Here is a 21723-nt window from a genome sequence, read left to right on the forward strand (position 1 = left end):
AAGCCAAAGATTGCCCTTTTAATATGGAAAACTTTATATTACTTTTTCTAGTCTGTTGATTAGTTTGAGGGAGAATTTTTGTGAAATGATTCTAGTTGGTGGGGGGAGGAGATTTGTCAGTATCTTTGTCTTACTTCCATATAGGTGCTCCTCTCGTATTTAAATGTTGAGGGGGATATGAGGGATTTCTTTTGTCTTACTTTGTCGACAAATCGATATTCCTTGTCGAATCGCCGATATATTCCATTAAACACCCACCTGGGTATCTTACAGCCGAACCCGAATATACAACATAAAAAAGCGCCCTGCACAGCAGGGCGCTTTCTTCATACATATATTATCCAGTTCCAGCGGCTAGACTGTTCGGTGGCTTCACTTCTTCCTATGAGGCAAAAAGCGCCTCTACGTCAGAAGCTCCATCCCCCTCACATTCTGAACGAGCCGCTTCCACTTTAAATATGTCCAGCTTCGTCTCCTAGACCCTCATGTCTAAGAACCTTCCGCACCAGAAGATAAAAAGCATCTTCTGTGCGAAAGAACCTTAGCCAACGGGTCTGAACAGTCGGCTCCGCATTTCTATTTAACCGATAGAACCTTCCATCTCAAACTTGATTAGACGGTTCATTTCAACTGCGTATTCCATTGGAAGTTCGCGAGTGAATGGCTCGATGAAGCCCATTACGATCATTTCTGTAGCTTCTTGCTCAGAAATACCGCGGCTCATTAGATAGAATAATTGTTCTTCTGATACTTTAGATACTTTCGCTTCGTGCTCAAGTGAAACGTAATCGTTTTTGATTTCGTTGTAAGGAATTGTATCAGATGTAGATTGGTTATCCATGATTAACGTGTCACACTCGATGTTAGAGCGAGAGTTTTTCGCTTTTGGTCCGAATTGTACGATACCACGGTAAGTTACTTTACCACCATGCTTCGCAATCGATTTAGAAACGATTGTTGAAGACGTGTTTGGTGCTAAGTGAATCATTTTCGCACCAGCATCTTGGTGTTGGCCTTTACCAGCAATCGCGATAGATAATGTTAAACCACGAGCGCCTTCGCCTTTTAAGATAACTGCTGGGTATTTCATCGTTAATTTAGATCCGATGTTACCGTCAATCCATTCCATCGTTGCGTTTTCTTCACAAACCGCACGTTTTGTAACTAGGTTGTATACGTTATTCGCCCAGTTTTGGATTGTTGTATAACGGCAATATGCATCTTTTTTAATGATGATTTCTACTACCGCACTATGAAGTGAGTTAGTCGTGTAAACAGGTGCTGTACAACCTTCTACGTAGTGTACGTGTGCGCCTTCGTCTACGATGATAAGCGTACGCTCGAATTGTCCCATATTTTCAGAGTTAATACGGAAATACGCTTGAAGTGGTGTATCAACTTTAATACCTTTTGGAACGTAGATGAATGATCCACCAGACCAAACTGCAGAGTTTAATGCAGAGAATTTGTTGTCTGTTGGTGGGATTACTTTTCCGAAATGCTCACGGAAAATATCTTCGTTCTCTTTTAATGCGCTATCTGTATCTTTGAAGACAACTCCTAGATCTTCTAGGTCTTCTTTCATGTTGTGGTATACAACTTCAGATTCGTACTGTGCAGATACACCAGCTAAATATTTTTGCTCAGCTTCAGGAATACCTAATTTATCAAATGTCGCTTTAATTTCCTCAGGTACTTCATCCCAAGACTTCTCAGATTTCTCAGATGGTTTTACGTAGTACGTAATTTCATCGAAATCTAAGTCGTTTAAGTCGCCGCCCCATTGTGGCATTGGCATTTCATAGAACTTATCCAGTGATTTTAAACGGAAGTCTAACATCCACTGTGGTTCTTCTTTCATACGTGAAATCTCTTCAACGATCTCTTTTGTTAAACCGCGTCCAGCACGGAAAATCGAAACGTCTTTATCCTTGAAACCATATTTATAATCGCCGATATCTGGCAGTTGCTTCGCCATGTTGGTGTGTCCCTCCTTATATAACCTCGTTTTTAGGAACCTTTAACATTACTTATCTTCGTTTAAGCCCTTTTCTAACGCTTTCCACGCTAATGTTGCACATTTAATACGTGCCGGGAACTTGCATACGCCTTGTAATGCTTCAATATCTCCTAAATCAATGCTGTCATCATACTCTTTTCCTAGCATCATGTCAGAGAAAATTTTAGAAAGCTTAAGAGCCTCTTCAATTTTCTTTCCTTTTACTGCTTGTGTCATCATTGAAGCTGAAGACATTGAAATTGAACATCCTTCGCCTTCAAACTTCGCTTCTTGTACAATACCCTCTTCTACTTTCATCGTAAGTTGAATACGATCGCCGCAAGTTGGATTGTTCAAGTTAACGGTAACACTATCTTCTAACACGCCATGGTTACGAGGATTTTTATAATGATCCATAATAACTTGACGATATAACGTATCTAAATTATTAAATGACATTTGTGAAATACTCCTTTGTCTTGATTAGTGATTCAACAAATGTATCAATTTCTTCTTTTGTATTATATAAATAGAAGCTCGCACGTGCTGTAGAAGAAGCTTTTAGCCACTTCATAAGCGGTTGTGCACAGTGATGTCCTGCGCGAACCGCAATGCCTTCTACATCTAATACAGTTGCTACATCGTGAGGATGTACGTCTTCAATATTAAATGTAACTAGACCAGCGCGATGCTTTGGACCATAAATTGTAACGCCATCTACTTCTGATAGTCTCTCTAAAGCGTATTGCGCTAATTCATGTTCATGCTTTTCAATATTATGAAGACCGATTTCTTCTAGGAAATCAATTGCCGCACCAAGTCCGATTGCATTACCGATAATCGGTGTACCTGCTTCGAACTTCCACGGAAGCTCTTTCCAAGTAGACTCTTGTAAGTCTACGAAATCAATCATTTCACCACCAAATTCAATTGGTTCCATATTGTTTAGCAATTCTTTCTTACCATATAATACGCCGACACCTGTTGGTCCGCACATCTTATGAGCAGATAATGCGTAGAAATCACAGTTTAAATCTTGTACATCCACTTTCATATGAGGTGCACTTTGTGCTCCATCAACGATCATGATTGCACCGTTTTCATGTGCGATTGCTCCGATTTCTTTTACAGGGTTAATCGTTCCAAGTACGTTAGAAACGTGCATGATAGAAACGATTTTTGTATTCGGTGTAACTGTTTGACGAACATCTTCTAAAGAAATTGTACCGTCTAGTTGAAGCGGAAGGTATTTTAAAGTTGCACCAGTTTTCTTCGCAACTTGTTGCCACGGAATGATGTTACTATGGTGCTCCATGTAAGAGATGACGATTTCATCGCCTTCTTTTACATTATCAAGACCATAACTAGCTGCTACTGTATTTAATGCAGTTGTCGTTCCGCGCGTGAAAATAATCTCTTCCATTGATTTCGCATTAATAAACTTGCGAACTTTCTCACGTGCACCTTCATACGCGTCGGTAGCTTTCGTACCGAGCGTATGAACACCGCGATGCACGTTAGAATTATATTCTTTATAGTAACGTTCTAACGTTTCAATGACTTGAATTGGTTTTTGAGAAGTTGCTGCACTATCGAAATATACAAGTTGTTTGCCGTTCACTTTTTGATCAAGAATTGGAAACTGTTTGCGTATTTCATGAATATTCATTAGCGAACTTTCCTTTCAATTACCTCAACAAGCTGTGCCTTTACTCCTTCAATTGGAAGCTCATTTACTACAGGTGCTAAGAATCCATGGATGACTAAACGTTCTGCTTCGCGTTTTGGAATACCACGGCTCATCAAGTAGTATAATTGGTATGGATCTACGCGGCCTACTGAAGCTGCGTGACCTGCCATTACATCATCTTCATCGATTAAAAGAATTGGGTTTGCATCACCGCGAGCGTTCTCATCTAACATAAGAACGCGAGAAGATTGTTGTGCATTTGATTTAGATGCACCGTGTTCAATCTTACCAATTCCGTTAAAGATAGATGTTGCACTATCTTTTTGTACACCGTGTTTTAAAATCCAACCTTCAGAGTGTTTACCGAAGTGAACAACTTTAGTTGTAAAGTTTTGTGTTTGGTTACCACGACCAATTGTTACTGTTTTTGTATCAGCATATGATCCGTCGCCCATTAAGTTCGTAACGTTCTCTGAGATTGTATTTCCGTCATTCATAAGGCCTAGAGCCCAATCAATGCGGCCGTCGCGTCCAACAATTCCGCGGCGGTTAACGTAAGTTGTTACGTCTTTTGCTAATAGATCAACCGCACCGAATTTCACTTGTGCGCCTTGTTCCACGATTACTTCTGCTACGATATTTGCAATACCTTTAGCATTTTCATTTGCAACGTAGTTTTCTACATATGTTGCAGTACTGTTCGCATCAGCTACGAATAATACGTGGTTATATACGTTAGCTTCTTCGCCGTCTACTAAGAATACAGCTTGAAGTGGAGTTTCAAGAACAACGTTTTTCGGAACATATACGAATGCACCGCCGTTGATTAATGCAGCATGAAGTGCAGTTAGACGATGCTCGTCTACTTTCACGCCGTCTTTCATTAAGTACTTTTGTACTAATTCAGTATGCTCTGTTGCAGCTGTTACGATGTCTGTAAAAATAACACCTTTTTCTTTTGCTTCGTCTGCTAAAGAAACGAAAGCAGTTGTACCAGTACGTTGTACTAATACGCTGTTATTTTCATCGATTAAGTTTTTCACTGCTTCTGGAAGCTCTGTTAAAGAACTTACAGGCTCTTGCTTAGCAGCGTCGCCTTTTCCGATAAAGTCCCATTTTTCAATTTTCGTTTTATCAGGCGTTGGCATTGGAAGTTCAGTTGCTTGTGCAAGAGCTTGTAAGCGGAACTCAGTCAACCAAGCAGCTTCGTTTACTTCGCTTGCGCGCTGACGGATTGTTTCTTGATCGAAAGGTAATGTACCGATTGTCATGTTTATGCTCCTCTCTTACGCTTCTTGCTCTGCTGTTTCGTCTTCAATACCTAATTCTTTTTTAATCCAGTCGTAACCTTCAGCTTCTAGACGTTGTGCAAGCTCAGGGCCACCAGATTTAACGATACGACCGTTCATCATAACGTGAACGAAGTCTGGAGTGATGTAGTTTAATAAACGTTGGTAATGCGTAATCATTAGGCAACCGAACTCTTCGCCGCGCATTTGGTTGATACCTTTAGATACAACTTTTAATGCATCGATATCAAGACCTGAGTCGATTTCATCTAAGATTGCGATTTTTGGCTCAATCATCATTAATTGAAGAATTTCGTTACGTTTTTTCTCTCCACCAGAGAAACCTTCGTTTAAGTAACGTTGTGCCATTTCTGGATCCATTTCTAGGAATTCCATGTTTTTATCTAAAGTACGGATAAATTTCATAAGAGAAATTTCATCGCCTTCTTCACGACGTGCATTAATTGCAGAACGTAAGAAGTCCGCGTTTGTTACTCCGCTAATTTCACTTGGATATTGCATTGCTAAGAATAGACCTGCTAGCGCACGCTCATCTACTTCCATTTCTAATACATCTTCACCGTCGATGATTATGCTACCTTCTGTTACTTCATACTTTGGGTGACCCATAATCGCAGAAGATAAAGTTGATTTACCTGTTCCGTTAGGTCCCATAATTGCGTGGATTTCTCCACCTTTTACTTCAAGGTTTACACCTTTTAAAATTTCTTTGCCATCGATTGATACGTGTAAGTCTTTAACCGTTAATGTAGAACCAGCCATCTCAATACCTCCATTAATCCTCTATATACATTTTAAAAATTACTAAAACGTTCATATTCTCATTTTATTCTCATTCTAATCTTATAGCAAATAAAATGATATCGCAAACACTAAGAAAATGTAACAATTTTTTCACAAATGTATATAAGTATTTCCTTTACATCCTCTTATGATACACCTTTCTTCTTATATATATAAAGAAAAAAGGACTGGGTTATTCCCAGCCCTTTCCAGCACCTATTCGTTCACAGGAAGTACAGCACCTTTATATTCTTTGTTAATAAAATCTTGAATTTCTTTTGAATGTAGCACTTCTACTAGCTCTTTAATTTCTTTTTTCTTCTCGTCACCTTTACGAACTGCGATAATATTTGCGTAAGGAGAGTCTGATCCTTCAATTGCAATTGCATCCTTTGTTGGATTTAATTTCGCATCAATTGCGTAATTTGAATTAATAAATAAAGCATCACCTTCATTGTTTTCGTACAGCTTCGGTGAAAGTCCAGGTTCTACATCTGTTTTAAACTTTAAATTTTTCGGATTTTCTACAACATCTTTTACTGTTGCTTTAACAACATCTACACCGTCTTTTAATTTAATAACGCCGCCTTTTTGTAACAATGCGAGCATACGGCCACGCTCCGCTACGTTATTACTCATAATAACTGTTCCGCCATCTGGAAGTTCTTTTAAGCTTTTATATTTCTTAGAATAAATGCCCATTGGCTCTAAATGAATTTTTCCTGCATTTACAATTTTGTATCCTTTTTCTTGAATCTCTTTATCTAAATAAGGGATATGTTGAAAATAATTTGCATCGATTTCTTTATCAGCTAATGCCTTATTTGGTAAAACATAATCCTGGAATTTTTTTATCTCTAACTTAATGCCCTTTTTCTCTAATATTGGCTGTGCCTTTTCTAAAATAACAGCGTGCGGTATATTAGAAGCGCCAACGACAAGCTTATTCTCATCTTTCCCCCCGCAAGCAGCTAATGTAAATACAGACAGTGCTGTAACAACTGACAATAGAATCTTTTTCATATGATGTCCCCTTCTCCCCTATAATTATGTAGTAAAAAAAGGACCGGCATACACCAGCCCTTTTTCCGCAATTATTCTTTTACAGGAACAACTGCCCCTTTATATTCTTTAGTAATAAAGTCTTCAATTTCTTTAGAATGCAGTACTTCTATAAGAGCTTTAATCTCTTTTTTATCTTTATCGCCTTTACGAACAGCTACTACGTTTGCGTATGGAGAATCATTTCCTTCAATTGCAATCGCGTCTTTTTCTGGGTTTAATTTCGCATCAATTGCATAGTTAGAATTAATTAGAACCGCATCGCCTTCTTTATTGTTATACACTTGTGGCAATAAACCAGGCTCGATATCTGTTTTGAACTTTAAGTTTTTCGGATTATCCGCAATATCTTTTGGAGTTGCTTTAACTGGCTCTACTCCGTCTTTAATTTTTAAAATGCCTTCTTTTTGTAAAATTGCTAAACCACGACCATGATCAGTAACAGAATTACTCATAATAATTGTCGCCCCGTTTGGAAGTTCTTTTAAGCTCTTATATTTTTGAGAATACACACCAATCGGTTCTAAATGAATTTTTCCTGCTATTTCAAAATCATATTTCTTATCTTTGATCTCTTTTTCTAAATACGGAATGTGCTGAAAGTAGTTTGCATCTAATTCTTTATCTGCTAACGATTTATTCGGTAACACGTAGTCTTGGAATTTTTTAATTTCTAACTCAATTCCTTTTTTCTCAAGTAACGGTTTTGCCTTTTCTAAAATTTCAGCGTGCGGTACGTTAGAAGCACCAACAACAAGTTTCTTTTCATCTTTATCTTTCCCGCCACAAGCAGCTAACCCAAAAATTGAAGTTGAAATAAGTGCTGTAAGTAATAATTTTTTCATTTGAAATATCCCCCTGTTTTCATTATCTTTTATCTATTCGAGTCGTTAAACTATCACCAATCCACTGAATTAAAAATACAACGAGTAATACACAAATTGTCGCAACGATTGTTACATCGTTATTTCCACGCTGGAATCCCTCTAAGTAAGCAAGTGTTCCAAGACCACCCGCACCAACAACACCTGCCATTGCTGTATAGCCGACTAAAGCAATAGTCGTAACCGTAATACCAGATACTAACGCTGGTAACGATTCTGGAATTAACACCTTCAAAATAATTGTGCTTGTTTTTGCTCCCATCGCTTTTGAAGCTTCAATTACACCTTTATCAATTTCACGAAGTGCGATTTCAACCATTCTCGCGTAAAACGGTGCCGCTCCAATAATTAAAGCTGGCAGCGCTGCACTCGCTCCGAGTATTGTTCCAAGAAGAATCTTTGTGAACGGGATTAATAAAATAATTAAAATGATGAACGGTATAGAACGGAAAATGTTTACGAACGCTCCAATCACCGTATTAATCGCTTTATTTTCCCATAAATTATCTTTCGCTGTCATAAAGAGTAATAGTCCTAAAATAAGTCCTAAAACAAATGTGGCAAGCGCTGCGATTGCCGTCATATATAACGTTTCACCAGTTGCTTCTAACATTTGATTCCAATCAATATTTGCGATTAACTTATCCATGTGCAATCACCTCCAGCTCTACTTGATCTTGATGAATCCCTTCTATTGCTTGCTGGATCGCTGTTTCTTCACCATTTAAATGAACGACTAAACTTCCGTAAGAGCCGTTATTCGTTTGCGCGATATTTCCTTGCAAAATGCTAACTTCTATATCACCGCGCTGCATTAACCTTTGAAGTACCGGTCTTTCTACCGCTTCACCGACAAACTGCAAACGAATTACTTTTCCATCTGGATACTTTTCTATTAAACTTTCAATCGTTTCATTCGTATCTTCAGAATCAGTTAACTGCTGTACAAATCGTTTTGTAATGTCTTGCTGTGGATTACGGAATACGTCAAGTACTGGACCTGTTTCTACGATCTTCCCTTTCTCCATTACAGCAACTCGATTACAAATTTTGCGAATAACGTGCATCTCATGCGTAATCAATACAATTGTTAAGCCGAGACGCTTATTAATATCTAACAATAAATCTAAAATTTGATCTGTCGTTTCCGGATCAAGAGCTGACGTTGCTTCATCACATAAAAGTACTTGTGGATTATTTGCTAACGCTCTTGCAATCCCGACGCGCTGCTTTTGTCCACCACTTAGCTGAGATGGGTACGCGTCTCCTCTTCCTTCTAATCCAACAAGATGAATTAACTCATCGACACGTTTTCTTCTCTCCGCCTTATCGACACCTGCAATTTCAAGTGGGAATGCGATATTTTCACGCACAGTTCGTGACCAAAGTAAGTTGAAATGCTGAAAAATCATTCCGATTTCTTGTCTTGCCTTACGAAGTTCATTTCCAGTAATCGCTGAAATCACACGATTCGCAATTGTAATTTGGCCAGAAGTTGGTTTCTCTAACTGATTAAACAATCTGATTAACGAACTTTTCCCAGCGCCACTATATCCAATAACACCAAATATTTCGCCTTTCTCTATTTGTAAGTTGGCGTTATCTACAGCAGTGACATCACCGCTTTTTGCCTTATATATTTTCTTTACATTTTCTAATAAAATCATGATGTTCACCCCTTTTTTAAATAAAAAGCGCAAGCGGCTCGCTTAGAACAAGAGGGCGTTGGAATCCCAGACGTAGAGGCGCTTTTTGCCTCATAGGAAGGGATGAAACGACCGACTGTTCTAGCCGCTGGAGCTAGATTTCATAAAACTTTGGATAGACTCCGCATTTTTTTATTTTTCATGCGTGTAGTCCATCGTTATAGCTCCTCTTATTATTTGAATTTCCTCCGTATTCAAACAACAAAAAACCTTTCCGCTTCTAGAGAAGCAGAAAGGTTTATATGCGTATATAACAACATTATCCCTCTCTCTCATCTCTCAAAGCATTTGCTTTGCAGGAATTGGCACCATTTCAACATAAGTTGACGGTTGCCGGGCTTCACAGGGCACAGTCCCTCCACCTCTCTTAATAAGAGAAATCAGATTAAATTTTCGTCTGATTTAAAATTTATGAAATTGTCTATATTTTATGAATTGAATTGTATCAATATCCACACGCTCTGTCAACAGAAATTTTCACAAAAAAAGAAACTTCAGAATTTTAAGCTCCGACTGACATCGGTTTACATATATGAAACATCGATTCAACTAATAACATCGTTCGATACGTTCCAGAATATTGTACCCGTCCATCACTCATTAACTTTTGCAACCTCATATTTCCAGTCACTAATTTTTGTACATCCTCTTCCTCTAAACAAACGATTTGTTCCGTTCCTCTCGCCTCTTTCAAAAGTTCTATATAATCTCTTGAAATTTGTAACGAACAGCATTCATCTCCAAAACGAAAATTAACAGTTCTTTCTCCTTGCCTTAAAAGCGGTTCTAAATGATATTGACCATTAGCGTAATTTACAAATGATTGAAGCAAAGAATATAATTTCATCCTAAACCACATCCCTCATATCACTTTCTATTACATACCATTCCCTCTTATTAAAGGGCAATCCTGTTATTTTCGCTCGACAAATACTGTATCTATCACGCATGTCGACATATTTCCCAAGAAATATGTCGAGGCGGCAAAAACTTTGCCGCCTACTTTAATTCCGTATATAAATATTCAACCGAATGAAATGCATATATTTTCTTCATCAGTGTCCCATTTTCAAAAATAAGTAAACACGGTACACTTTCTATCCCATACTCTTTCGCTAAATGCGGGGCATAATTTAAATCTAACATTCCAATTTTCAAATCTTCAATCGTCATCTCAACGACCGTTAACATCTTCTTTGCCAATTGGCATGTTCCACACATTGGTGTATACACATATAACACTGTTTTTTCTTCATTTCCTATTAGGGCTGTAGCTTCGGCACCTGTCCAATCAATCACTTCTATCATTCCTTACCGTAAATATTCTGTATAAACGTCAATGTCTGCTCCCCATAATACATTTGCTAAATGTGAAGAAGGTGCAGTCGCCACCTCGCGATACGAGCGATCAATATAAATATGCTCTGCTTGCGGAAATTCTTTTCGGAATTGTTTCCTTAACTTTTCTCCTGCATCATCAGCATCCACTAGCACATATACGTCCTTATCAAAAAATTGATCAATGAGCTCATCCATTTTCGACAAACCAATTGTACCATTTGTACAAACAATTTCCACTGGTTCACGAATAATAGATTCAATCTTTCTTCTATCCGATTTACCTTCTACAATAATGACTTTTTCCACATAAATCATATGTCATCACCCGATCACCATATACTATACAACCTTTAACTTAGTATATAGTATATTCGTTATTTTCATGTTGTTTCCTGTTTATTTTTGCAAAAGAAAAGCGGAAGCGGCTCGCTCAGATTGTGAGGGGGATGGAGCTTCTGACGTAGAGGCGCCTTTTGCCTCACAGGAAGACGCGAAGCCACCGAACAATCTAGCCGCTGGAGCTGGACAATAACGAAAAGCGGAACCGACTGTTTAGCCCTGTTGGCTAAGGTTCTTTCGTACAGAAGACGCTTTTTGTCTTCTCGTACGGAAGGTTCTTAGACATGAAGGGCTAGGAGGTGGAGCTAGACAACGAAAAGCGCAAGCGGCTCGCTCAGATTGTGAGGGGGATGGAGCTTCTGACGTAAAGGCGCTTTTTGCCTTGTAGGAAGAAGCGAAGCCACCGAACAATCTAGTCGCTGGAGCTGGATCACAACGAAAAGCGCAAGCCGCTCGATCAGCATGAAGCCTCCATGAAAAAAGTTTTTCAAAAACGTTCTCCTACATAATAATTAATATATATGTTTTTAAATTCATTATGTACACAACATAAAAAAGGACAGCACAAAGGCTGTCCTTTTTCTTCGACTATAATTAGTCTTGGTTTGTCATTTCTGCATATTTTTCTGCAGTTAATAACTTCTCAACTTGGCTTGCATCAGAAAGTTCAACTTTAACCATCCATGCACCCTCGTATGGAGATTCGTTAACTAGTTCTGGTTGGTCACTTAATTCTTCGTTTACTGCTACAACTTTACCACTTACAGGTGCGTATAGTTCAGAAACTGTTTTAACAGATTCTACGCTTCCGAATGGCTCGTCAGCTTGGATTGTTGCACCTACTTCAGGAAGTTCAACGAATACGATATCGCCTAACTCACCTTGCGCAAAATGAGTAATACCGATAACAACCGCATTACCTTCTGTTTTTACCCATTCGTGTTCTTCAGAGTAACGTAAATTATTTGGAATGCTCATGACTGTACCTCCAGTGAATGTATTAATTATGTAAAAATACCTTATTGGTACTTTTTCCACACACTTTCAAACTGCTCTTCGTTAAAACCAAGTGTTACACTCGTTCCATCTGTTACAATTGGACGTTTAATTAACATGCCATCAGATGCTAAAAGCTCATACATTTCGTCTTCGCTTGCATCCTTTAACTTATCTTTTAAACCAAGTTCGCGGTAACGCATTCCACTTGTATTAAAGAATTTTTTTAATGGTAATTCACTTTTCTCATGTAAATTACGTAAATCTTCTTTTGACGGTGGATTTTCAACAATATGAATCATCTCATATGCTACATCGTTTGCCTCAAACCATTTCTTTGCTTTTTGACATGTGCCACATTTTGGATATGAATAAAATGTTACTGTCATAAATTCACCTACTTTTTTACTAACCTTTACCTTTATCATATAGAAAACATTTTATTATTTCAAACGATTATTCGCTAAACTTTTACTTATTTCGTGATAATTTTTAATAATCCTGCTAATTTTTCTTATTTTTCCGCCATTTATTAAGAAAAAATAAATATATAATTTTTTTAAAATTTTTTCTCATCCCACGCCGAACATATATCTTAAACAAACGTTTGATTAACTACCTATTTTTCTTTGTTAGCCCTTGAGCTGTATCGGTTTCTTCTTACCGAACATACATCTTAAACAAACGTTTGATTAATTTCCTACTTTTCTTTGTTAACCTTTGAGTTGCATCGGTTTCTTCCTACCGAACATACCTCTTAAACAAACGTTTATTTAACCATTTCAGCCTATAATCACAGAACCCGGAAACACTTTAAATGACAAAGGCGTACAGATAAAAGGAACTAACGATTTTGGCCGTAATAGTGAGAGTATTCCATGATGTTGAAGAAATTACTGCAATGAAAAAAGCCCTAATTAGGGCTTCTTATTCCGCTTTTACAGCAAGACTACTATCCATGAAATTGCTAATTGAATGAAATAAAAAAAGACGCATTTAAAGTGATGCGTCTTTTGGCAATGTTTCTTTTGTGAAATCATATAAAGCAACTGCGCCTAAAATAACCAATATACTTTCAGGGGCATCTAACAAAATAGTTCTCCAAGTTTCTGATATTACCCATTTAATACCTGCGGCTGATTCAAGATACGCTTGAAAATAACTGATTGTAAAATCAATTACACATAAACATACAAGTAATGTTAGACCAAATTGAATCAATTTCTTATTTTTAAACATGTAACACCTCTCAAAATTCATTGGATATTTCTGCTTTCAGTTCATTACATATAAAAATCTTTATATGTAATTTTAACATGAATAAAATCCAAATAAATACAATATGCACATTTGCATATTTCGTGAATATTGAGGAATTACTGTTAATAAAAAAGCCCTACAAGTGTAGGACAAAATAGCTTTAGCAATCCCGACAATTAATCGCATAAATAACGGAATCATTTGAACCACTATATAGCCAATCCCAGTCCTTGAAATAAGGGGAAATCCCTTTTCCTGGCTACCACCCATAATGAATATCCCGCCACATAACGCTACAACGGATGCGATAGAACCGACAGGTAAGAAATTACTGCAAAGAAAAAGCCATGCATAAACATGACTTTCATAGCATAATCACTTCTATATTCAATAGAAATTAAAGTGAATTATATTTCTTTACTTTTAAAGGAATAGATATTACATATAAATCTATAGCATAAGTAATAATCAAAATCCCTTTTCCTTCATCAGCAAATTTTGCTTGCAGAAACTTTTCTGAAAATTTCCTTTTTCCCCATCTCTTTGGAAGATATCCGAATCCTAAGAACATAATAATAGCCCGATACTCATTAACTTAACTACTTTTCTTTTTTCCATGATATTTCAAATTCTCCACCATGTTCTTCTGTTATAATTTTAACTTTATATGTATCATCTTTAGACACTTTAATATTATTTTTACTGTTTCCACTATTAACTTCCAGTATTGTATTATCATTTGAATCTAAAACATAAGCCTTTATGGTTCCTTGCTTAGTTTTATCATCAAAGGAAAATATCCAGCTTTCACCTTTTTTTACATCCATATCTTGAGTGGCAAAACCTGTGAAACTTTTATACTTTCCATCTATACTATTTGAACCTCCATGAACCTTACCACCAACAATCGTTCCCTCTCTTGTAAAACAACCACTAAGAACTACCAAACATAGAATAAATAATAATGTATTTTTAATAGTTTTCAACATCATTCCCCCTTATCCTCACAATAAATATCCTCCTATTTACATTCAAAAAAACTATAATAACTATAATATACCCTAGTGAATATATTATAATTATTATAGTTGTAAAATCAATAATGCTATTTTAAATCTTCACGCAACTTCATTTCATCTTCATTTACATATCCAGTAAAAATCACCTCTGATATATGTTCATGATTAAAAAACATATTATATTCGGTTGAAATATTTCCGATAGGATAATAACAAGCTACATAATCCCAAGTTTTCTTAGTTTTTGAATCTTCTTGTTTTCTACCATATATCATTAATGGCTGTTCCCATGTTTTAAATTTCACAACTGAACCAATCGGAAGTAATGTGTCTTTCTCTACCTTCTCCATTTTAATTCACCTCTTTATTTAATGAAAAATTTACCTATTTTATATAAAATTAAAAAACTAATAGGAACTGTAATTAAATATATCAATGAAAAGATTACTTTTTCTTTTAAATTATATGTAGCATCAAACATTGTAAGAATAATAGTACCAAAAAAACAAATAACAAAAAGAATTGTTAAAATTTTTTTCAAACTTTCTAAAGTCATAAAAGATACTCCTTTTTACTTTATCTCTACTTCAACACCTGTACCCACAGGACTAGCTCCAGGTCCCCAAGGGAAATTCACTTTAAATCCACTTGAACTTACCTTTAGTGAACCACCGGCTTGTCCAAGTGAGGCTGAACCACCAAGATGTAAATCATGATCTGTAAATGGTATAGGTATATCTATCCCCGCTTCATATTTTGCTAAAGAGGCCTCCGCCCCAAGTTCAAAGCCATTTTTATCTATTTTAGCAGCAACTTCCGCGTTTGCCATGCTTAAACTTGCTTCTCCTTTTAAATCTCTTCCATCAATATTTACTGAACCTTCAATACCTACTTTTACAGTGTTATATGAGGCACTGCCTCCAATAATTGCTCCAGCTTTCAATTCACCACCTATAGCTTTAGCATATAACGGGCCACTTCTTTCATTATATAAATAGCCTTCTTTAGACTTGGTACTTAACAAATCAGTTATTGATTGTAAATTAACTTTATTATTAATCCCTAATCCAGCACCTAATCCAGCAGCACTTAATCCGGCAGTACTTAATCCAGTAGCACCACTAGTCATATTAACTCCATTATTATCCGTTGTTTCAAACTTAAGGGCAATACGCACTAATTCTTCTTCAATATTTTTCAAATGACTATTAAAAGATTCATAAGCTTTGGTTAAAGTAGGCAAATCATTATAAAAAGATAAACTCGAAGCTCCTATCCATCTCATTTGAAGATTCAACAATTCTGAAAGAATCCTATTATGACGATCAGTTGCTTCAGCACTAGCGTATTTAAAATTTTTTGCCCTATTTCTTAATTCCTCTGGAGTAACCTTGATCTCTCCCATTTATACCCCCCCTTATTTCTATGGTTCCTAATTTAACATTAGAATTACACATTCATATAATTACTGTTTTTCCCAAAAAAATCAAGGTAAAAATTATATTATTTAGAATTTTTGATGATTGTATTCCATGATAGTTAGGGAATTCCTCCAAATAAAAAAGTAATCTATATATCTTTAGCAATTTTATAAACAATGGAATCATTTGAACCACTATATAACCGATTCCTGCATGCAAAATAAAGGAGAATCCTCGTTCCTGGCTCTACCTACCATAATAAAGCTAAAGCTGCTTGCATACTTGCCCACAAACCAATACCAATCGCAAGGGGGGAGATGTGGAACTAACATTATCATCCCTTGATAAAACGAGCTAATACTCGATGCGCTTTATTAAATTTTATAATTAAATCTGCAATAGCTGATATAAAATTATAAATCGGTATCATTACAGCCGCGAATGCATCTGGCATACGTTGTAAAGCTTGCGTGAGCTTCTCAATCACATTGTTATATGCTTCTACATAAAAAAATAAGAAGCCTCGTTTACAGGCTCCTTCATTATCTATTCAAATAATCTGCAATTGTTTGAAATACTACGATATACATATTATGAATACTTTCTTCTGTATTTCCACCATTCGATAAACCAACTGCCCATTGTTGTCCTTCACCACTTCCGATATTTGCAAAACCTTGCGTATACATAGCATTTACATCTTTTCGTGCACTGTTATACTCTATCCCTTTTGTAATAAAAGTTGAATATGATTTATCTTGTAAACCAATAAAAAATACTGGTTTCTTTAGCGATGAAAATACATCTTTATACTGCTCTGTTGAGGCTTCTTGAAAGTGATCTTTCATTATTAGAAAACCATCCACTTCCTTAGATTTCTTTTCCAATTCCTCTAACTTCACATTTTCAAACTTTATATTTCTAAACGTATCTTTCGGCTTTTCACCAACAACTCCAATTACGAGTGCTCTCCCGTTATATTCTAATTTCTCTCCTTCTTTATCCTTTGCACACCCAGTACTCACTAGGCATAACAATATAAAAACTAAGAAATAAAATGAACGCTTCATATAGCACCCTCCCCCTCTTTTAAGTCAAGTGACAAAAATGTAAGGTGAATTCAAGAAAATGTAAGCAAAATCGATAGCCCAATTGGATTTTCTATATTATAATCAATTGAATTTATTTACATTACTAAAACATAGGAGATTATCATGAAGAAATTTAAACTTTCATCTCTTCTTCCGTTAAGTTATATACTTCTACTCGTACTCGTAAGTCCCCTTTACGATGTATTAAATAAATCTACTGTTCACGCAGTAGATGTCACAACTGTAGTAGATGATTGGATTCCATTTGTGAAAGCATTTATTATTCCTTACTTACTTTGGTTTCCATACTTATACGGTGCACTTATTTATTACTGTTTTGCTGATCGAAAGCAATATTATGTCACTTTAAGTAGTGTAATTCTTGGAAAACTTGCTTGTTTTTCGATTTATTTTTTTTGGCAGACAACTGTACCACGCCCAACCGTCGTTGGAACAGATGTATTTTCCGAACTAGTCCGCTATATTTATAGTATTGATCATCCAGTAAACTGCTTCCCAAGCATTCATGTCCTTACGACATTTGTAATTATGTTAGCTGCCTTTAAGCGTAGAGAACAGCATACTTTGGAATATTACATCCTTACTTTCTTCGGTACGCTTATTATTTTATCAACATTATTTACGAAGCAGCATGCATTTGTAGACGCCATTTCTGGAATGACGCTTGCAAGCGTACTTTACTTCGGCGTTCAGTTGTTATTAGCAAAAGAAACCGTACGTGTTCCAGTAAAACAAAATCAAAAAATGTAAAAAGCAGACTGTGGCTTCAGTCTGCTTTTCTCTATATTAAGGAGATTTTCAAATTAAGATTGTGGTACAGTCATGTCACCAGAATGAATACGACCTGCTTTTTTAAGAGCAATGTACAGTATATAAGAAACAGCTACTGGAATGATGATATAAGTGATTACCATCGCTGGGACAACTTCCCACCCTTGGCTGGAAATTAAATTAATTGGTGCGATAAGAGAGCTTAATCCAAGACCTGCAATTTCTTTTCCTGCTTCCAGTTGGAAAATTAATGCTGATACTGGGCCCACTATAGCACTGGCGACGACAGTTGGGATGAGAATCATTGGATTTTTAGTAATGTTCGGCAACTGTACTTTTGGAGTACAAAGTGCCTGAGCTAATATGCCACCTAAATTATTCTCTTTCGCTGAAATAACAGAGAATCCGATAAACTGAGCAACACATCCTGCAAGTGCTGCACCGCCTGCAACACCATCTAAGCTAAGCGCTATCGCTAACGCAGCTGATGAAGCTGGAGAGATAAGTAACAATCCCCAAACTACAGCAATCACGATAGAAGCGATAAACGGGCTACCAGCTGAACTATCTTTAATGAATGCTCCAACTGTATTTAAAACTGGGCTAATATTTTGAGCTAACCAAATACCGACTAAACCAGAACCTAATATTGCTGCAAATGGAACGAGCATCATATCTAAAGCAGTTTTTCCACTTAATCGTTTACCAATATAAACTGCTAAAGTCGCTGTTAATAATGCACCGATTGGTTCACCTGTTTTAATGATGAGACCAGCTTCAGTAATTGAAATGGAACCTGCTCCAATTGCTCCAGCTACCATTGCTGAGAAAATTACGAGTCCGTTTGCACCGAGCATAAAGGCAATCCCGGCTCCAATTGCTGGTGCCATAAGTGATTTTGCAACAACTCCGATTGTAATAAGTAATGGGATATCAACAATTCTTCCTATATTTTCGATTAGTAAACCAATTCCAAGGGATACGAAAATACCCTGTGCGATTCCGGCAGAAGCTTTAAACACACGAGACATTATATATTCCTTCATTTGTTTCACCTTCTCCTATAATTTAGTAACCAATTGTTTTCATATAATCGCGTAAAACATCGTTTGATTTTGCAAAGCGACTTTCTTCATCTTCTGATAAGTTTAGTTCTACCACTTCTCTTACACCGTCTCTAGTAATAATTGCTGGTACTCCTGTACAAATATCGTATTCGCCATATTCACCATCTAAAATAGCTGAAACAGCGATAACACGGTGATCATCATTGAAAATTGAGCGCGCAATATAAGCTAAAGAATTTCCGATTCCGTAATAAGTAGTTCCTTTGCGCTTATAAATTTCCCATCCAGCTTTTGCAGTCTTCTCAACAATTTCATCTAAATCTATTTCACCAAATTGGTCTTTTTTCTCTTCTAAAATTTGTAAAATCGGCTTTCCACCAACAGTTACGTGAGACCAAGCAACCATTTGAGAATCACCATGTTCTCCTAATGAATACCCATGAATACTACGAGGGTCTACATGTAACATTTCAGATAAAATTGTTCTTAAGCGAGAAGAATCTAGTGATGTACCTGTACCAATCACACGATTTCTAGGTAATCCAGATAGCTTCCACACTTGATATGTAATAATGTCAACTGGGTTCGATGCGAGTAAGAAAATACCATCAAATCCACTTTCCATTACGCCGCCAACAACACCCTCCATAATCTTAGCGCTGGCTCCTAAAGTGTCTAAACGACTTTGTCCAGGCTTCGGCGCTGGTCCTGCTGTAATAATGACAATGTCCATATCTTTGCAGTCTTCATAACTTCCTGCATATACTTTTGTTCTTGTATTTGTAAAGTTAATGCAGTGCGATAAATCCATCGCTTCTCCAACTGCACGTTCATGATTTATATCAATTAACAATAGCTCTTCGCAAATCCCTTGGTTTACAATGGAATACGCACAGCTTGATCCAACTAATCCAGTACCGATAATTGCAATTTTTCTTGTGTTTCTATTCATAGCAATCTCTCCTAATTGATCATGTAGTCTATTTCTTTCGTTCTTTACACCCCTAATTATAGAGGTTCTCACGATAAAAACCATGGATACTTTGTGAAATATTGAGCAAAGTTTTTGTCCTTTTTGTGAATTGTTATATTACATTTTCATCATATTTGTTACAACCGGAAAAATATTTTTTATGTATTTATTGACATATACCAAACAAAAAAACGAGCGAATCCATTCGCTCGTTTTTTTCATCACACTATTCCGCACTTAATTGACTTTTCAATTGCTGTACAATCATTGGATTAGCAGGCGCTGCCGGCTTATAATAACTTTTTTGCTTTGCGTATTCATACATATTACGTTGACGGGATTCATCTTGATTACGAATTTGAATTAACGTTTGATGTAACTGTTCATTATCAGACTGAGAAATATAATTTGCATAACTTGTTAAACTTGAGTTTAACCCTGCTAAATAATCATTTACCATATCTTTTTCATTCATTTCTCTCTTCCTCCTATCCTAGAAAAGTCATTAATTGTTGTTTCGTATTTCGTGCATCTTGTGCATCCTTTTGTAGCATTTGCTTTAGCTGTGGGTCTGTACAAGCCTGTGCATACTGTTCCAATTTGTTAATAATCGTCGCATGTCCACCAATTAAATGACGTAAGTTTTCAACTTCAAGCTCTGTTAAATTTTGCATATAACATACCCGCCTTTCTTTGTTCATTCATCATTAGTATTTGGTTCTTTTTGGATTGTATTCATTAACTTTTCCCACATATAAACAAAATAAAAGATGAATAGCTAGGCCATTCATCTTTTCTACTAAATATTCATTCAATTTTATAAAGAAACAATCATACTTATACTCACAAGTAGGTTCCATACAATATGTAAAATGATGCTAGGTACAATAGATTGTGTTTTCTTATATAACATAGCAAATACAATCCCCATAATCATTGCCGTAATCGGAAAACCACCATGAAGAATCCCAAAGATGAAGGAAGAAATAATGGTACCAACTAGAAAACTATATTTCTTTTCAAAAAATCGATACAAAATACCTCTATATAAAATTTCTTCTTTAATTGGTGTAATTATAGCAACACTTAACACATATATAATACTTTGTAGACTATTTTGAAGTCCTAAGCTCCCTAATTGATCTCGTTGCTGCTCTGCACTTTCAAAGTTAAACAACTCTAACATTACATACTGAGTTAATGCAATGATGATAAAACCTATTAATAAATACAAGTAGGTTTTCCCATTTTTTAAAACAGATACATCCCAAATGTTCTTAATAAAATGAAGCACTGGTTTATAAGCAAATAAAACAATAGTAACAACAGCTGCATCAAATAGAAGTAAATAATATCCCTCTAAATTAGCACGTAATACCTCTTCTCCAAAAATTCCAAGGGCTAAAGCAAGGAATAATCCCCCTAAGAGTGAGAACCCTAGAATGCTTGCAATCGTTACAACTAGATTTTTATATGTTATGTTATCTACTTCTCTTTCTGCATTATACGCGTCTAACACTGTTTTTCTCATACTATTCCTCCATTTGTTTTCATTCCCTTAACAAAAAACTATTAATACAAATATATAGATAATATAACAAGATTTTCAAAAAGAATAATATGCAATTTTACATATTATGAAAGCTTTGTATTATATAGTTTTTGGAACTAGATTACTATAGAATAATTATTAGATGGAATTCCAAAAATTTCTTATCTATCCACCATAACCCTCGCATCATATAAAACTTATTAATTAAAGGAGAAATGAACATGAAAACACATGACTTCCTTACAGAAATCCAGAAGGGCTCTGAACCTAATCCCTATCAAGACCCTATCGCATTTATTTTCGTTTGCTTTTCCTTAGCCATATACACATTTTTCAAACCTGCAAGATAATATCATTTAATGAGAAAAAGCCTACCGTTCTTTTGGAATCATATGCACTAAAAAACCTTAGAATCGCTTCTAAGGTTTCTGACTATTC

The 21723-nt window shown here is 36.1% G+C and carries 28 protein-coding genes and 1 riboswitch; of the genes, 1 reads left to right on the forward strand and 27 read right to left on the reverse strand.

Translation table 11 applies throughout. The annotated features are described in order from the left end of the window. Positions 1-580: 580 nt before the first annotated feature. The 22 genes from sufB to NSQ08_RS23755 all read right to left on the reverse strand — a co-directional run bounded on the left by sufB (position 581) and on the right by NSQ08_RS23755 (position 16880). A complete protein-coding gene (sufB, locus tag NSQ08_RS23650; protein WP_002015928.1) occupies positions 581-1978 on the reverse strand; it encodes a Fe-S cluster assembly protein SufB in 1398 nt (465 codons plus the stop codon). 48 nt (positions 1979-2026) lie between these two features. Continuing rightward, positions 2027-2458, reverse strand: coding sequence for a Fe-S cluster assembly sulfur transfer protein SufU (gene sufU / locus NSQ08_RS23655; protein WP_002089369.1), 432 nt, complete (start codon positions 2456-2458; stop codon positions 2027-2029). After that, positions 2448-3668 (reverse strand): cysteine desulfurase SufS, encoded by a 1221-nt coding sequence (gene sufS, locus NSQ08_RS23660; RefSeq protein ID WP_002015930.1) that lies wholly within the window; start codon positions 3666-3668, stop codon positions 2448-2450. Before sufS ends, sufU begins: the two co-directional genes overlap by 11 nt. Further along, entirely contained in the window at positions 3668-4960 is a 1293-nt protein-coding gene (gene sufD / locus NSQ08_RS23665; RefSeq protein WP_340779186.1) for a Fe-S cluster assembly protein SufD, read from the reverse strand. The genes sufS and sufD overlap by 1 nt, the downstream gene beginning before the upstream one ends. A 15-nt stretch (positions 4961-4975) precedes the next feature. Further along, positions 4976-5761 carry a Fe-S cluster assembly ATPase SufC gene (gene sufC / locus NSQ08_RS23670; RefSeq protein ID WP_002034576.1) on the reverse strand — a complete coding sequence of 262 codons (786 nt, stop codon included), beginning with the start codon at positions 5759-5761 and terminating at the stop codon, positions 4976-4978. A gap of 237 nt (positions 5762-5998) precedes the next feature. Continuing rightward, positions 5999-6805, reverse strand: coding sequence for a methionine ABC transporter substrate-binding lipoprotein MetQ (gene metQ / locus NSQ08_RS23675; RefSeq protein WP_002089377.1), 807 nt, complete (start codon positions 6803-6805; stop codon positions 5999-6001). Positions 6806-6876: 71 nt separating this feature from the next. Next, complete coding sequence (gene metQ, locus NSQ08_RS23680) at positions 6877-7689, reverse strand: methionine ABC transporter substrate-binding lipoprotein MetQ (RefSeq protein WP_002015935.1); 813 nt, start codon at positions 7687-7689, stop codon at positions 6877-6879. Positions 7690-7711: 22 nt separating this feature from the next. After that, the gene (locus NSQ08_RS23685) at positions 7712-8377 is read right to left on the reverse strand and encodes a methionine ABC transporter permease (protein WP_002129754.1); all 666 of its coding nucleotides are present in this window, start codon (positions 8375-8377) and stop codon (positions 7712-7714) included. Beyond that, positions 8370-9395, reverse strand: coding sequence for a methionine ABC transporter ATP-binding protein (locus NSQ08_RS23690; RefSeq protein WP_061673671.1), 1026 nt, complete (start codon positions 9393-9395; stop codon positions 8370-8372). The genes NSQ08_RS23685 and NSQ08_RS23690 overlap by 8 nt, the downstream gene beginning before the upstream one ends. A 308-nt stretch (positions 9396-9703) precedes the next feature. Next, a riboswitch (SAM riboswitch) is annotated at positions 9704-9811 on the reverse strand. Between the two features lie 125 nt (positions 9812-9936). Further along, positions 9937-10281 (reverse strand): hypothetical protein, encoded by a 345-nt coding sequence (locus tag NSQ08_RS23695; protein ID WP_002015939.1) that lies wholly within the window; start codon positions 10279-10281, stop codon positions 9937-9939. 152 nt (positions 10282-10433) lie between these two features. After that, positions 10434-10742 (reverse strand): thioredoxin family protein, encoded by a 309-nt coding sequence (locus NSQ08_RS23700; protein ID WP_002015940.1) that lies wholly within the window; start codon positions 10740-10742, stop codon positions 10434-10436. Between the two features lie 3 nt (positions 10743-10745). Beyond that, positions 10746-11090 (reverse strand): toprim domain-containing protein, encoded by a 345-nt coding sequence (locus NSQ08_RS23705; RefSeq protein WP_000640865.1) that lies wholly within the window; start codon positions 11088-11090, stop codon positions 10746-10748. 329 nt (positions 11091-11419) lie between these two features. After that, positions 11420-11605, reverse strand: a complete 186-nt coding sequence (locus tag NSQ08_RS23710) for a hypothetical protein (RefSeq protein ID WP_340779196.1) — start codon at positions 11603-11605, stop codon at positions 11420-11422. 103 nt (positions 11606-11708) lie between these two features. Further along, positions 11709-12092, reverse strand: coding sequence for a glycine cleavage system protein GcvH (gene gcvH / locus NSQ08_RS23715; protein ID WP_000026895.1), 384 nt, complete (start codon positions 12090-12092; stop codon positions 11709-11711). A 41-nt stretch (positions 12093-12133) separates the two neighbouring features. Then, on the reverse strand, positions 12134-12499 hold the full coding sequence (locus tag NSQ08_RS23720; RefSeq protein WP_002129756.1) for an arsenate reductase family protein: 366 nt from the start codon (positions 12497-12499) through the stop codon (positions 12134-12136). A gap of 607 nt (positions 12500-13106) precedes the next feature. Further along, entirely contained in the window at positions 13107-13349 is a 243-nt protein-coding gene (locus tag NSQ08_RS23725) for a DUF3937 family protein (protein ID WP_002143630.1), read from the reverse strand. Between the two features lie 620 nt (positions 13350-13969). Continuing rightward, positions 13970-14359, reverse strand: coding sequence for a hypothetical protein (locus tag NSQ08_RS23730; protein WP_012261937.1), 390 nt, complete (start codon positions 14357-14359; stop codon positions 13970-13972). A 116-nt stretch (positions 14360-14475) separates the two neighbouring features. Further along, a complete protein-coding gene (locus NSQ08_RS23735) occupies positions 14476-14739 on the reverse strand; it encodes a DUF4176 domain-containing protein (RefSeq protein ID WP_002143636.1) in 264 nt (87 codons plus the stop codon). A 14-nt stretch (positions 14740-14753) separates the two neighbouring features. Continuing rightward, on the reverse strand, positions 14754-14945 hold the full coding sequence (locus NSQ08_RS23740) for a hypothetical protein (RefSeq protein WP_340779206.1): 192 nt from the start codon (positions 14943-14945) through the stop codon (positions 14754-14756). A gap of 15 nt (positions 14946-14960) precedes the next feature. Next, positions 14961-15794 carry a WXG100 family type VII secretion target gene (locus NSQ08_RS23745; protein WP_002143638.1) on the reverse strand — a complete coding sequence of 278 codons (834 nt, stop codon included), beginning with the start codon at positions 15792-15794 and terminating at the stop codon, positions 14961-14963. Between the two features lie 350 nt (positions 15795-16144). Continuing rightward, positions 16145-16297, reverse strand: coding sequence for a hypothetical protein (locus NSQ08_RS23750; protein WP_002034624.1), 153 nt, complete (start codon positions 16295-16297; stop codon positions 16145-16147). Positions 16298-16352: 55 nt separating this feature from the next. Continuing rightward, on the reverse strand, positions 16353-16880 hold the full coding sequence (locus tag NSQ08_RS23755) for a hypothetical protein (protein WP_012261939.1): 528 nt from the start codon (positions 16878-16880) through the stop codon (positions 16353-16355). Positions 16881-17024: 144 nt separating this feature from the next. Between NSQ08_RS23755 and NSQ08_RS23760 the strand changes: the two genes are divergently transcribed. Continuing rightward, positions 17025-17672: a phosphatase PAP2 family protein gene (locus NSQ08_RS23760; protein WP_002129758.1), complete on the forward strand. Its 648-nt coding sequence runs from the start codon at positions 17025-17027 to the stop codon at positions 17670-17672. 53 nt (positions 17673-17725) lie between these two features. Here NSQ08_RS23760 and NSQ08_RS23765 read toward each other — a convergent pair whose 3' ends face one another. The 5 genes from NSQ08_RS23765 to NSQ08_RS23785 all read right to left on the reverse strand — a co-directional run bounded on the left by NSQ08_RS23765 (position 17726) and on the right by NSQ08_RS23785 (position 21264). Next, the gene (locus NSQ08_RS23765; protein ID WP_002143642.1) at positions 17726-18739 is read right to left on the reverse strand and encodes a PTS transporter subunit IIC; all 1014 of its coding nucleotides are present in this window, start codon (positions 18737-18739) and stop codon (positions 17726-17728) included. A 22-nt stretch (positions 18740-18761) separates the two neighbouring features. Further along, entirely contained in the window at positions 18762-19712 is a 951-nt protein-coding gene (locus tag NSQ08_RS23770) for an L-lactate dehydrogenase (RefSeq protein ID WP_002034621.1), read from the reverse strand. 247 nt (positions 19713-19959) lie between these two features. Further along, positions 19960-20208, reverse strand: coding sequence for a spore coat protein (locus tag NSQ08_RS23775; protein WP_002034620.1), 249 nt, complete (start codon positions 20206-20208; stop codon positions 19960-19962). 13 nt (positions 20209-20221) lie between these two features. Next, positions 20222-20407, reverse strand: a complete 186-nt coding sequence (locus NSQ08_RS23780; RefSeq protein ID WP_001180552.1) for a hypothetical protein — start codon at positions 20405-20407, stop codon at positions 20222-20224. A gap of 143 nt (positions 20408-20550) precedes the next feature. Beyond that, on the reverse strand, positions 20551-21264 hold the full coding sequence (locus NSQ08_RS23785) for a CPBP family intramembrane glutamic endopeptidase (RefSeq protein ID WP_002143644.1): 714 nt from the start codon (positions 21262-21264) through the stop codon (positions 20551-20553). Positions 21265-21723: the final 459 nt, after the last annotated feature.

The sequence above is a fragment of the Bacillus sp. FSL E2-8887 genome, from assembly GCF_038007205.1.
In the GTDB taxonomy this organism is placed as follows: Bacteria; Bacillota; Bacilli; order Bacillales; family Bacillaceae_G; genus Bacillus_A; species Bacillus_A mycoides.

What these genes read in the sequence shown, in the direction of transcription:
- NSQ08_RS23740 (WP_340779206.1), bottom strand. Translation starts at nt 14,945, where the DNA reads ATGACTTTAGAAAGTTTGAAAAAAATTTTAACAATTCTTTTTGTTATT.
- metQ (WP_002089377.1), bottom strand. Translation starts at nt 6,805, where the DNA reads ATGAAAAAGATTCTATTGTCAGTTGTTACAGCACTGTCTGTATTTACA.
- NSQ08_RS23775 (WP_002034620.1), bottom strand. Translation starts at nt 20,208, where the DNA reads ATGAATGAAAAAGATATGGTAAATGATTATTTAGCAGGGTTAAACTCA.
- sufS (WP_002015930.1), bottom strand. Translation starts at nt 3,668, where the DNA reads ATGAATATTCATGAAATACGCAAACAGTTTCCAATTCTTGATCAAAAA.
- sufD (WP_340779186.1), bottom strand. Translation starts at nt 4,960, where the DNA reads ATGACAATCGGTACATTACCTTTCGATCAAGAAACAATCCGTCAGCGC.
- NSQ08_RS23755 (WP_012261939.1), bottom strand. Translation starts at nt 16,880, where the DNA reads ATGAAGCGTTCATTTTATTTCTTAGTTTTTATATTGTTATGCCTAGTG.
- NSQ08_RS23745 (WP_002143638.1), bottom strand. Translation starts at nt 15,794, where the DNA reads ATGGGAGAGATCAAGGTTACTCCAGAGGAATTAAGAAATAGGGCAAAA.
- sufB (WP_002015928.1), bottom strand. Translation starts at nt 1,978, where the DNA reads ATGGCGAAGCAACTGCCAGATATCGGCGATTATAAATATGGTTTCAAG.
- NSQ08_RS23765 (WP_002143642.1), bottom strand. Translation starts at nt 18,739, where the DNA reads ATGAAGGAATATATAATGTCTCGTGTGTTTAAAGCTTCTGCCGGAATC.
- NSQ08_RS23690 (WP_061673671.1), bottom strand. Translation starts at nt 9,395, where the DNA reads ATGATTTTATTAGAAAATGTAAAGAAAATATATAAGGCAAAAAGCGGT.
- gcvH (WP_000026895.1), bottom strand. Translation starts at nt 12,092, where the DNA reads ATGAGCATTCCAAATAATTTACGTTACTCTGAAGAACACGAATGGGTA.
- NSQ08_RS23760 (WP_002129758.1), top strand. Translation starts at nt 17,025, where the DNA reads ATGAAGAAATTTAAACTTTCATCTCTTCTTCCGTTAAGTTATATACTT.
- NSQ08_RS23705 (WP_000640865.1), bottom strand. Translation starts at nt 11,090, where the DNA reads ATGATTTATGTGGAAAAAGTCATTATTGTAGAAGGTAAATCGGATAGA.
- sufU (WP_002089369.1), bottom strand. Translation starts at nt 2,458, where the DNA reads ATGTCATTTAATAATTTAGATACGTTATATCGTCAAGTTATTATGGAT.
- NSQ08_RS23780 (WP_001180552.1), bottom strand. Translation starts at nt 20,407, where the DNA reads ATGCAAAATTTAACAGAGCTTGAAGTTGAAAACTTACGTCATTTAATT.
- NSQ08_RS23730 (WP_012261937.1), bottom strand. Translation starts at nt 14,359, where the DNA reads ATGTTGAAAACTATTAAAAATACATTATTATTTATTCTATGTTTGGTA.
- NSQ08_RS23725 (WP_002143630.1), bottom strand. Translation starts at nt 13,349, where the DNA reads ATGTTTAAAAATAAGAAATTGATTCAATTTGGTCTAACATTACTTGTA.
- NSQ08_RS23785 (WP_002143644.1), bottom strand. Translation starts at nt 21,264, where the DNA reads ATGAGAAAAACAGTGTTAGACGCGTATAATGCAGAAAGAGAAGTAGAT.
- NSQ08_RS23695 (WP_002015939.1), bottom strand. Translation starts at nt 10,281, where the DNA reads ATGAAATTATATTCTTTGCTTCAATCATTTGTAAATTACGCTAATGGT.
- NSQ08_RS23700 (WP_002015940.1), bottom strand. Translation starts at nt 10,742, where the DNA reads ATGATAGAAGTGATTGATTGGACAGGTGCCGAAGCTACAGCCCTAATA.
- NSQ08_RS23720 (WP_002129756.1), bottom strand. Translation starts at nt 12,499, where the DNA reads ATGACAGTAACATTTTATTCATATCCAAAATGTGGCACATGTCAAAAA.
- NSQ08_RS23735 (WP_002143636.1), bottom strand. Translation starts at nt 14,739, where the DNA reads ATGGAGAAGGTAGAGAAAGACACATTACTTCCGATTGGTTCAGTTGTG.
- sufC (WP_002034576.1), bottom strand. Translation starts at nt 5,761, where the DNA reads ATGGCTGGTTCTACATTAACGGTTAAAGACTTACACGTATCAATCGAT.
- NSQ08_RS23770 (WP_002034621.1), bottom strand. Translation starts at nt 19,712, where the DNA reads ATGAATAGAAACACAAGAAAAATTGCAATTATCGGTACTGGATTAGTT.
- metQ (WP_002015935.1), bottom strand. Translation starts at nt 7,689, where the DNA reads ATGAAAAAATTATTACTTACAGCACTTATTTCAACTTCAATTTTTGGG.
- NSQ08_RS23685 (WP_002129754.1), bottom strand. Translation starts at nt 8,377, where the DNA reads ATGGATAAGTTAATCGCAAATATTGATTGGAATCAAATGTTAGAAGCA.